This is a genomic window from Aestuariivirga sp. (genome assembly GCF_020252395.1).
Taxonomy (GTDB): Bacteria; Pseudomonadota; Alphaproteobacteria; order Rhizobiales; family Aestuariivirgaceae; genus Aestuariivirga.
In genome coordinates this window covers 81,772-92,873 of sequence record NZ_JADCDB010000019.1, presented here as the reverse complement: position 1 = coordinate 92,873, position 11,102 = coordinate 81,772, and the positions used below count along the sequence as shown (strand labels likewise).

Here is an 11,102-nt window from a genome sequence, read left to right as displayed (position 1 = left end):
GCCGCTCATCCCCATGGCTTTCACCAGATCGTCGACCGAGCGGGTCGATATCCCCTGCACATAGGCTTCCTGGATGACGGCGGTGAGCGCCTTCTCGGCCATGCGCCGGGGGTCGAGAAAGCCCGGGAAGCAGCTGCCCTTCCTGAACTTCGGGATGCGCAGTTCGACCGTCCCGGCGCGGGTCTCCCAGTCCCTGTCGCGGTAGCCGTTGCGCTGGGCCAGCCGTAGCGGGCTCTTCTCGCCGTGGGCCGCCCCAGTGAGCGCACCCACCTCCAGCTCCATCAGCCGCTCGGCGGCAAAGCCGATCATCTCGCGCACCAAGCCGCCATGCGCCTGCTTTTCAACAAGCTCCATAAGGGTCATTCTGTCGCCGGTCATCGGTGGTTCTCCGGTCTTGGGGGTGAGGTTCAGCAACCAGACCCTACCGGAAACCCCGGTGACTACCCAAAGCCGTTCGCTCGCTACAGCGCCCCCTGCGGGCGCGCTTCGCGAACGGCTTCCCCGTCAGAACCTACACCACGCCCGGGGACACGGCCTTAAGCCCCACGGATCGTCGCGAAGCTCGTCACGATTGATGGCTGATCTCCACTAATCATCCTCGGAGCCGATTTGCGCCCTTCTGGGACTCTCCATTCCTGAATTGGTCACCGCAGCCTGGCAAAAAAGCTCAAAAATTCCATCAGTTCAAAGCGGACTGCCTTACCATCAATTATCCAGGAAGCTCCGCAGCTTCCTGCTCCTGCTCGGGTGCTTGAGCTTGCGCAGCGCCTTGGCTTCGATCTGGCGGATGCGTTCGCGCGTCACCGAGAATTGCTGGCCGACTTCCTCGAGCGTGTGGTCGGTGTTCATGCCGATGCCGAAGCGCATGCGCAGCACACGTTCTTCGCGGGGCGTGAGGGAGGCCAGCACGCGGGTCGTCGTCTCGCGCAGGTTGGCCTGGATCGCCGCGTCGATGGGGAGGATGGCGTTCTTGTCCTCGATGAAGTCGCCGAGGTGCGAATCCTCCTCGTCGCCGACGGGCGTTTCGAGGGAGATCGGTTCCTTGGCGATCTTCATCACCTTGCGGACCTTTTCGAGCGGCATGGAGAGCTTGTCGGCCAGTTCCTCCGGCGTCGGCTCACGGCCGATCTCATGCATCATCTGGCGCGAGGTGCGCACGATCTTGTTGATCGTCTCGATCATATGCACGGGGATGCGGATGGTGCGCGCCTGGTCGGCGATCGAGCGGGTGATGGCCTGGCGGATCCACCAGGTGGCATAGGTCGAGAACTTATAGCCGCGGCGGTATTCGAACTTGTCGACCGCCTTCATGAGCCCGATGTTGCCCTCCTGGATCAGATCGAGGAACTGCAGGCCGCGGTTGGTGTATTTCTTGGCGATCGAGATGACCAGGCGGAGGTTGGCTTCCACCATCTCCTTCTTGGCGATCCGCGCCTCGCGCTCGCCCTTCTGCACCATGGCGACGATGCGGCGGTACTCAGGGATCTGCAGGCCCGTGGCGGTCGCGAGATCGAAGATCTCGTCGCGGATCACTCTGATAGAGTCCTTCTCGTCATTGACGAACTTCTTCCAGCCGAACTTCGTCAAGCGGCCGACGCGCTTCAGCCAGTCGGGGTCGAGCTCGTTGCCCTGATATTCCTTCAGGAACTCGGGCCGCGGAACCTTATAGGTTTCGGCCAGCCGCATCAGGCGGCCTTCCAGCGCGTTCAGGCGCTTGTTGATGTCATAAAGCTGCTCCACCAGCGCCTCGATGCGGGCGTTGTTGAGGGAGAGCGACTTCACTTCCGCCACGATCTCCTCGCGCAGCTTCTTGTAGCGGCGCTCCTGGGAGGGGGAGAGCTCGGTGCCTTCGGCCACTTCCTGGTCCTGCAGCTTGCGGAGGCTCTTGTAATTGCGGGCAATGTTATCGAAAATTTCGAGAACCTTGGGCTTCAGCTCCGCTTCCATGGCGGAGAGCGAGACGCCGAGGTCATCGCCCTCATCGTCTTCCTCCTCCTCAACCTGCGGCTTGTCGAAATCCTCCGGGCTCAGCACATCGCTGAATTCGTCATCCAGCGGGCGGCGGAAGGAGGCTGCGGCGCGCTTGGCCTCCGCGCGCTTGGCCTCAGCCTTCTTCTTCACCTCTTCCTTGGGCGGGACGTAGGGGGCTGGCGTCTGCACCGGACCCTGCTTCTTGGCGTCGGGGCCGGCATAAGTCGCCTCGAGGTCGATGATATCGCGCAGGAGGATCTTGGCTTCGTTGAGCTCATCGCGCCAGATGATGATGGCCTGGAAGGTGAGCGGGCTTTCGCAAAGCCCTGCGATCATCGCCTCTCGGCCGGCCTCGATGCGCTTGGCGATCGCGATCTCGCCCTCGCGCGAGAGGAGCTCCACCTGGCCCATCTCGCGGAGGTACATGCGGACGGGATCATCCGTGCGGTCGGCCGGCGTCTTGGCGGCCTCGACCTTGATCAGCGCCGTCTCGGTCGACTCGCCCTCGGCCTCGGCTTCGACCTTTGCGGCGAGATTCTCGGATTCTTCCTCGGACTCCACCACGTTGATGCCCATCTCGTTGAGCATCGCCATGATGTCTTCGATCTGCTCGGGGCTCGTCTCGTCCGAGGGCAGAACGGCGTTGAGCTCATCGAGCGTCACGAAGCCGCGCGCCTTGGCGAGCTTGATCATCCGCTTGACGGCGGCATCCGACAGATCGAGAATCGGCGAATCCGAACCTTCGACCTGGGCTTCCGGGGCCTCGTTGTCGTCGCCAGTTGCCTGCTGGTCCTGGTCGTCCGGGGCGGGTGCGCGCACTTGGGCTCGGGCCATGAAAAAGTCCTTGGAATTCAGGCGAGGAGACCCCGCCATAGCAACTTTGTGATTCGGGGTCAAAAGCTGGGAACCGCGCTTCAAGCGCTGCTTCACCCAGAAATTGACTTCGAACCCGTTTCCGATGCCTCAGGACATCGCGTCAATCTGACGGCCAGAGGCGGCGCCGAAACCCTCGATCTGGGCTTCCGACCCCGCATGGGACGACAATTGCTCGCGCACGGCCTTCAGCGCGTTCAGCTTCTCCTCCGTCGGGTCGTCAGCAAAGGCGGCTTCCGCCGCCCGGAGCTCCCGCTCGAGGGTGATGGTTTTCCGGTGCAGGGCGATCATCTGACGAAGGCCTGTGCGGGCGTCATCTTGCGCAGCACCGCTCCCAAGGAACCATTCGTTCAGCCGTTTCGCCTGGGCTTCCAAGCGGTCCAGCAGAGGACCAAAGCCAACCTTGATTAAGTGGTCCTTGAGGTCCGTTCCGTCAAGTCCGGACTCCAATGCTGCCCTATCTATGATTTGTGTACGGAGCGAGTCAAGCTCAGGCACCGCCATCTCAAGGCTGGCGAAGGCATCGAGGAACTCATGCACCAGGCCGGGGTGGTTGATCAGGGTGAGGACGATCATCCGCTCCCGCCGCTCCGCCCCTGACTGGAGGCTGGGCTGGGCCGCCAGGCGGCGCAGACCGGCGGTGGGCGGCTGCTGGACGTTCCAAGGCCGCTGATTGGGCTTGAAACTGCTATTTCCACCAGTATTTCCATAGGCTTGGCGGCGGAAGTTGGAGCCCCGGTTGCCGCTTATGGTCTGGAACAGCCCGCGCACTCGACCGCTGAACTCCGCGAGATAATGCTTTTTCACAACACCGTCGCTGATCGCATTGAGAAAACGCTGCAAATCCTTCTCGAACTGGGCGCGGCGCTCGGGCGTAGACCGGTCATTCTGGGCCAGCGCGCGCTGCCACAGCATCTCGGTCAGCGGCTGTGCTCCTTCCACCACCTCACGTAGGGCTTCGGAACCCTGGGCTTTCAGGAGGTCGTCCGGGTCCTGTCCTTCGGGTAGCAGCGCGAAGCGCAGCGAATGGCCGGGTTCGAGCATCGGAAGGGCGAGGTCGAGGGCGCGGTAGGCAGCCTTGATTCCCGCCGCGTCGCCGTCGAAGCACAGGATGGGCTCGGCCGCCTGTTTCCACAAGATCCGGAGCTGGTCCTCGGTCAGGGCTGTGCCCAGGGGGGCGACCGCATGCGGCAATCCGGCGCGGTGCATGGCGATGACATCGACATAGCCCTCGACCGCAATGATCTGACCCTTATCGTGGGCGGGCCTGCGGGCCTTGTCGAGGTTGTAGAGGACTTGGCCCTTGTGGAACAGCGGGGTTTCCGGCGAGTTCAGATATTTGGCCGGCACGTCCTTCGCCATGGCCCGGCCGCCAAATGCGATCACCCGGCCTCTGGGGTCGCGGATCGGGAATATCACCCGGTCGCGGAAGCGGTCATAAGCGACGGGAATGTCGTCGCCCGCGATCACCAGCCCAGCCTCCGCCATCTGCCCGACCGAGACCCCCTTGTCGGCAAGGTGCGTGCGCAGCGCCGAGCGGTCGTCCGGCGCATAGCCCAAGCGGAATTCCTTCTGAATGGCGGGGGACAGCTGGCGGTCGGCCAGATAGCCCCGGGCACGGGAGCCGCGTGCGGCATGGAGTTCGGCCTCGAAGAACTTGGCCGCCATTTCCATGACGTCGTAGAGGCTCGCCCGCTGCTCCTCCCGTTGCTGGTCGGCCACCGACATGACAGGCATGGGGAGGCCCGCCTCCTGGGCCAGCCTTTCGACGGCCTCGGGGAAGCTCAGGCCCTCCTTTTCGACGAGGAAGCGGAACACGTCGCCCGAGGCCTTGCAGCCGAAGCAATGGTAAAACCCTTTCCGGTCATCGACATGGAAGGAGGGCGATTTCTCGCCATGAAACGGGCAGCAGGCCCAGAAGTCCCCTTTACCCGGGTTGGACTTCTTCCGGTCCCACGTGACCTTGCGGCCGACCACCGAGGAAATGGAAACCCGGTTCCTGATGTCTTCAAGAAATGACGGAGGCACCTGCATGATGCCTCATGTGCGCCGTTTGGAGGGGGAGTTCAAGCTTGCGGGAAGGTCTATCTCCCTGGGAGGTCCGCTCCCCTTGAAGGCCCTCATCCTGGGGAAAGCCCGTATGCAGCTTTCCGGGAGGCCGATGCCCGAAGCGGGGGCCGGGCGAACGCTGGATAACGGTTGAGGAGGGTGAGCGTCAACCCCACCTCCTCGCCGTCCACCACATGGCAGCCTGCCGCCGCAGCGGCGAAACGGCGAGCGGAACATCCGGGGCGGCTGCGATCTTCTTCAGGTAGAGCCCCGTCAGGCTCACCGGCAGGAAGGCCGGGAGAACGGATTTCGGCAGAGCAGGCAGCAGTGTCATGGCCTGCGCCAGCCTGTTCCCGGCGTGGCCGATCGCGGACTGCACGTCCATCCCCTCCGGCAGGAAGGGATCGCGGCGCCGAGGGTCGCCCAAGATGAGGGCTAGCCCCTGCGCGACACCGGCAAGCCCGGCGCATTCGCTGGCCTTTGCGGCGTCGCGGTCGAGGATCATCGCCGCCATCATGATGAGGCGCGACCAGGCTTCACCCAGATAGGCCTCAAGCTCGGTGAGGCCCGGCATGCGGTCATGGAACAGGTCGAACTCATGCGCGGTGACAAGATCGGCCAGCGCCTGCTGCGGCAACCCGCCCTCCTTGATCGCCAGCGCCAGCGCCTCCGCCACCGGGTGGCGTGGTGCGGCGTCGCCGGCATAAATGCTGTCGAGCGCGTTCCGCCACCACTGCAGGCGGATCATGCCGAGGTGCGGCTCGCTCACCGTGTCGCGGATCTTCACCACCTCGGCATTGAAGGCATAGAGCGCCAGCAGGTGCAGGCGCTTCGCATCGGGTGCGAAGAATGTGGAGAGCCAGCGGTCGCGGTCATGGGCGCGGACGATGTCCGCGGCCTCGCTCATGGGCCGAAGTCCACGGCGATGAAGGCGGCGGCGACGCGGCGCTTCTCTTCCAGCAGCAGGTTGTAGGTGGAGACCGCATGGCCGGTGGCCATCGGGTCATACATGAGGCCTGCAGCCTCGAGCGCGGCACGGACGGGCTTGGGCGGCCGCGCCATCTCCGGGCCCATGCCTATAAGGAAAAGATCGATCCCGGCCTTTTCGGCGATCGCCATGGAGAAATCAGCCGGCGTCAACGCCGGCGGATTGACGGTCCAAGCATAGATCCCTGAGGGCAGAGCCAGGATCGAACCGCAGTGCGACATCCCCGCGAAGCCAAAGCCACCGGCGCCATAGGTGTCGATGGCCGCCCGGCCGGGATAATGCGCCGTCACGGCCGTGCGGCGGCGGCCCTCGCCTTCGCGTCCGGCGCCTTCTTCTCGCTCATCACCGTGCCCAGGAGGATCAGCACCGGCGAAGCGATGAAGATCGAGGAATAAGTGCCGATCAGCACGCCGAGGATCATGGTGAAGGTGAAGCCGCGGAGCACTTCGCCGCCGAAGATGTAGAGCGCGATCAGCGCCAGCATCGTGGTCACCGAGGTGAGGATGGTGCGCGGGAAGACCGAGTTGATCGAAAAGTCGATAAGGTCCGCGAGGTTCATAGACTTGTACTTGCGCATGTATTCGCGGATGCGGTCGAAGACAACGACGGTGTCGTTCAGCGAATAGCCGACGATCGTGAGGATGGCCGCGATGATCTGCAGATTGAACTCGATCCTCAAGAGACAGAACACGCCGATGGTAATCAGCACGTCATGGAGCAGCGAGAGCACCGCACCCGCCGCGAACTGCCATTCGAAGCGGAACCACACATAAAGCAGGATGCCAAGGATGGCCGAGACCACCGCGATGATGCCTTGCTCGGCAAGTTCGGCCGAGACCTTTGGACCCACCACTTCGACGGAGCGGAACTCGACCCCGGCGCCCAGCGCCTGCTTGACCTTGGCAATCGCCGTCTGCTGCGCGTCATCTCCGCCCTCCGCGGCGGGAAGGCGGATCAACACGTCATTGGGCGAGCCGAATTCCTGGATTTCGGCATTGCCGAGGCCGAGCGAATTCACCTGGGCACGCAGCTGCTCGATGTTGGCGGGCTGGGGGGTGCGGATGGTCATCACCGTGCCGCCCTTGAAGTCGACGCCGACATTGAGGCCGGCGAAGATGAAGAGCAGCACGGAGCCAAGCGACAAGAGACCCGAGACGAAGAAGCCAAAGCGGCTCAGCCGCATGATCGGGAAGCGGGTGTCGTCCGGAATGAAGCGGATGGGCCTGAATTTCATGGTGTGACCTCCGCCCTCAGAGCGGAACCTCCCTGGGCTTCGTCCGGGCGACCCACAGCGACACGATGTAGCGCGTCACCGTATAGGCGGTGAACACCGTGGTGAGGATGCCGATGGCATGGGTGATGGCGAAGCCCCTGACGGGGCCGGAGCCGACACCGAACAGCACCACCGCGGCGATCAGGGCGGTGAAGTTGGAGTCGAAAATCGTGCCGAAAGCCGACTTGAAGCCCGTTTCGATGGCGCTCATCGCCGAGCGGCCGTTGCGCCACTCCTCGCGCATGCGCTCGAAGATGATGACGTTGGAGTCGACCGCCATGCCCATGGTGAGCACGATGGCGGCGATGCCGGGCAGCGTCATGGTGAAGCCGAAGAAGCTCATGATGGCGATCAGCATGATCAGGTTCACCAGCAGCGCGATGTTCGCGAAGACGCCAAACAGGCCATAGGAAAAGATCATGAATCCGACCACCAGCACGAGGCCGATGATCGAGGCATTGAAGCCGGCCTTGATCGAGTCCGAGCCGAGGCTCGGACCCACGGTGCGCTCCTCGACGATCGACAACTTGGCGGGCAGGGCGCCAGAGCGCAGCACCACGGCGAGATTGTTGGTCTCCTCCACCGTGAAACTGCCGGAAATCTGGCCGGAGCCGCCCAGGATGGGCTCGTTGATGCGCGGCGCGCTCATCACCATGTCGTCAAGCACGATGGCGAAAGGCTTGCCGACATTGTCGCGCGTCATCTTGCCGAAGCGCTCCGCCCCCTTCTGGTTGAAGCGGAAGGAGACGACGGGCTGGTTGTTCTGGTCGAAGGCGCCGCGGGCATCGGTGAGGTCGGCGCCATCCACGGTGGCGCGGCTCGATGTCTGGATCCACAGGATGTTCTTCGGATCGTCTTTCATCGGCAGCGCCTTGCATTCCGGCGGCGGGTTCTGGCCCGCTGCCGTGGGCTGGGCCTCGCAAACGAGCTGGAAGGTGAGCTTGGCGGTGCGGTCCAGCCGGCTTTTCACTTCCTGACTGTCCTGCACGCCGGGGAGCTGCACCACGATGCGGTCCTTGCCCTGCTGCTGGATCGTCGCTTCCACCACGCCATCGGGGTTGACGCGCTTTTCGACGATCTTGATCGACTGGCTCACGGCCTGCTGGATCTTGTTGTCGATGCCCTTCTCGGCGAAAATGAAGTTCACCTGCTGACCGTCGACGGAGACGTCGAACAGCGCGGTGGCCGCACCCGCGCCGAACAGGCCGCCGGCCTCCACGGGCTGCGCGAGCTTGCGCAGGTCGGGCACGGCCTTGTCCATGTCCTCCGGCTTGGTGATGCGCACGCGCACGCCGTCCGGCCCGCGGTTGATGCCGTTGTAGCCGATCTTGGCCTCGCGCAGCGTCGAGCGGATATCGCCCACGAGCTGCTCGGTCAGCCGCTTCTTCAGGTCTTCGCGATCGATCTCAAGGAGGATGTTGACGCCGCCCTGCAGGTCGAGGCCCAGCGTCATAGGCCGAAGGCCATAGGGGCGCAGCTTGTTCTGATAGGCCGCGGGCAGCACGTTGGGCAGCGCCACGATGACAGAGACCAGCACCGCGACCAGAATGCCGAGCTGCTTCCATTTGCTGAAATGCAGCATCGGCGCTTACTTGGCCTCGGTCTTCACGGGCTCGCCCTTGGCGCGCACGTCGGCGATGCCGGTGCGCAGCACGCGCACCTTGATGTTTTCGCCGATCTCCACCTGGAGCTCACTGTCGTCGATCACCTTGACGACGCGGCCGATCAGGCCGCCATTGGTGATGATGGTATCGCCCTTGCCTACCTTCTTGAGCATCTCCTGATGCTCTCTCATCTTCCTCTGCTGCGGGCGGATCAGCAGGAAGTAGAACACGCCCATGATGAGGACGAGCGGCAGCACCATGCCGATGAAATCGCCCGCACCGGGTGTGCCGGCGGCCTGGGCATAGGCCGGAGTGATGAACAAGGGGAGTCTCCCGAACCAAAGTTTGGGCGGAATATAGCGATGGTTGCCTCTATTGCAACCAATCGATTGGGGCTTCTTTACGGCCCCTGCCCCGTCGGCTAAGAGTGCAGAATGGCACAGGAAATCGATCATTCGCTGCTCACCCGCATCGCCGAGGCGCTGGAGCGGCTGGCGCCGCCCAAGCCGCGGGAACCGGGCCTTGAGGGCACATCCGCCTTCGTCTGGCATGCTGCGCCGCCGGAGCTGGAGCCCGTTCCCAACGTCAACCGCGTGGAGCTGTCGCTGCTGCGCGGCATCGACTTGACACGCGACATCCTGATCGAAAACACCGGGCGCTTCGCCCGGGGCCTTCCCGCCAACAATGCGCTGCTCTGGGGCGCGCGGGGCATGGGCAAGTCCTCCCTCGTCAAGGCCGCGCACCACGCCATCAACGAGCAGACGGACGGCATTCTGAAGCTCGTGGAGATCCACCGCGAGGACATCGAGAGCCTGCCTGTGCTGATGAACATCATCCGCAAGAACCCCGATTATCGCTTCATCGTGTTCTGCGATGACCTGTCCTTCGATGCCGACGACACCTCCTACAAGTCGCTGAAGGCGGCGCTTGACGGCGGCATCGAGGGGAGGCCCTCCAACATGATCTTCTATGCGACGTCGAACCGCCGCCACCTGCTGCCGCGCGACATGATCGAGAACGAGCGCTCGACCGCGATCAACCCCTCAGAGGCGGTGCAGGAGAAGGTCTCGCTGTCAGACCGCTTCGGACTGTGGCTGGGCTTCCACAATTGCTCGCAGGACGAGTTCCTGGAGATGATCGCGGGCTATGCGGCGCATTATGGCCTGAAGGCCGATGCCGGGACGCTGCGGTCAGGCGCCATCGAATGGCAGGCCACTCGCGGCAGCCGCTCAGGCCGCGTGGCGTGGCAATATATTCAGGACCTGGCGGGGAGGCTGGGGCAGAAGCTGGAGTAGGCTTGCCGCGCTGACTGGGCCCTCATCCGGACTGCCGGGCGCCTTCCCATTGCCGCGCAACGGGAGAAGGACACGTTGCGCGATCTCCCCGCACGTCCTTCCCCCTTACGGATCAATGCAAGAAGGCGCCCGAAGGCCGTATGAAGTCTGGCGCAGCGATCACCCCGGCGAGACGGTCCGCGGAACAGTTGAGGAGACGCGCAACGCGATGCGCGATGCCGGGGCGGATGAGTGTGCGGGGCGGGGCGCGGCTCAGCGTGTCAGTGCGTAGAGCGTCACCGCGCAGGCGTTGGAGACGTTGAGGCTGCGGACCGGGCCGTTCATGTCCAGGCGCACGAGATGGTCGCAGCTTTCGCGCGTCAGCTGGCGCAGGCCCTTGCCCTCCGCCCCCAGCACGATGGCGACGGGCGGGGTGCGGTCCACGGCGGCGATATCCTCCGGCGCATCGCTGTCGAGCCCCAGGATGCGGAAGCCATAGTTCTTGAGTTCCGCCATGGCGCGCGAGAGGTTCGTCACCTTCACGAAGGGCACGTGCTCATAAGCTCCCGAGGCCGACTTGAAGAGCACGGCGGAGGCCTCCGGGCTGTGGCGGGCGGTGGCCACCAGCGCCGTCACGTTGAAAGCCGCACAGGTGCGGAGGATCGCGCCCACATTATGCGGGTCCGTCACCTGGTCGAGCAGCACCACGATGCCGGATTTCGCGATCTGGTCGAGGCGCGGCTGGTCCAGCGGCTTTGCCTCCATCAGCAAGCCCTGGTGCACGGCGTCTTCCCCCAGCCGCCGGTCCAGCACGTTGGGGTGCACGATCTCGGGTGTTAAGCCGCGGGCGGCAATCTCGGCGGCCAGCTTGTCGGCGGCGTTCTTCGAGGCCTTGAGGGAATAGATCTTGCGCTTGGGGTTCTTCAGCGCCTCGGCCACGGGGTGGGTGCCGTAAATCAGGTCATTCGGATCGCTCATGCGGCGCTTCTAGCAAAGGTGCCGGACCAAGTGGGGGAAAATCCGGGGGAGGGCTCGCCTTTGGTGTGATTGCCGGGGGCTCCGGGGCGGTC

Annotated in this window: 10 protein-coding genes; 1 reads left to right on the top strand and 9 read right to left on the bottom strand. The window is 64.1% G+C overall.

All coding sequences use genetic code 11. The features are described from left to right. From IOC82_RS09915 to yajC, 8 genes are all read right to left on the bottom strand, one after another. The coding region (locus tag IOC82_RS09915) for a transposase (protein ID WP_290546022.1) at positions 1-378 on the bottom strand (378 nt) is incomplete at its 3' end. 327 nt (positions 379-705) lie between these two features. Further along, positions 706-2,805, bottom strand: a complete 2,100-nt coding sequence (gene rpoD / locus IOC82_RS09910) for an RNA polymerase sigma factor RpoD (protein ID WP_290546021.1) — start codon at positions 2,803-2,805, stop codon at positions 706-708. 129 nt (positions 2,806-2,934) lie between these two features. Next, positions 2,935-4,878, bottom strand: a complete 1,944-nt coding sequence (gene dnaG / locus IOC82_RS09905; protein ID WP_290546020.1) for a DNA primase — start codon at positions 4,876-4,878, stop codon at positions 2,935-2,937. Positions 4,879-5,059: 181 nt separating this feature from the next. Then, a complete protein-coding gene (locus IOC82_RS09900; RefSeq protein WP_290546019.1) occupies positions 5,060-5,800 on the bottom strand; it encodes a squalene/phytoene synthase family protein in 741 nt (246 codons plus the stop codon). Continuing rightward, positions 5,797-6,171, bottom strand: coding sequence for an MTH938/NDUFAF3 family protein (locus IOC82_RS09895; RefSeq protein ID WP_290546018.1), 375 nt, complete (start codon positions 6,169-6,171; stop codon positions 5,797-5,799). The genes IOC82_RS09900 and IOC82_RS09895 overlap by 4 nt, the downstream gene beginning before the upstream one ends. Further along, the gene (gene secF, locus IOC82_RS09890) at positions 6,168-7,115 is read right to left on the bottom strand and encodes a protein translocase subunit SecF (RefSeq protein ID WP_290546017.1); all 948 of its coding nucleotides are present in this window, start codon (positions 7,113-7,115) and stop codon (positions 6,168-6,170) included. Before secF ends, IOC82_RS09895 begins: the two co-directional genes overlap by 4 nt. 16 nt (positions 7,116-7,131) lie before the next feature. Continuing rightward, entirely contained in the window at positions 7,132-8,736 is a 1,605-nt protein-coding gene (gene secD / locus IOC82_RS09885; RefSeq protein ID WP_290546016.1) for a protein translocase subunit SecD, read from the bottom strand. Between the two features lie 6 nt (positions 8,737-8,742). Continuing rightward, positions 8,743-9,081, bottom strand: coding sequence for a preprotein translocase subunit YajC (gene yajC, locus IOC82_RS09880; protein WP_290546015.1), 339 nt, complete (start codon positions 9,079-9,081; stop codon positions 8,743-8,745). 111 nt (positions 9,082-9,192) lie between these two features. Here yajC and IOC82_RS09875 point away from each other — a divergent pair, with 111 nt between their 5' ends. Continuing rightward, entirely contained in the window at positions 9,193-10,053 is an 861-nt protein-coding gene (locus IOC82_RS09875; RefSeq protein WP_290546014.1) for an ATP-binding protein, read from the top strand. A gap of 252 nt (positions 10,054-10,305) precedes the next feature. On the opposite strand, the gene rlmB is transcribed toward IOC82_RS09875, so the two are convergent. After that, on the bottom strand, positions 10,306-11,010 hold the full coding sequence (gene rlmB / locus IOC82_RS09870; protein ID WP_290546013.1) for a 23S rRNA (guanosine(2251)-2'-O)-methyltransferase RlmB: 705 nt from the start codon (positions 11,008-11,010) through the stop codon (positions 10,306-10,308). Positions 11,011-11,102 lie beyond the last annotated feature (92 nt).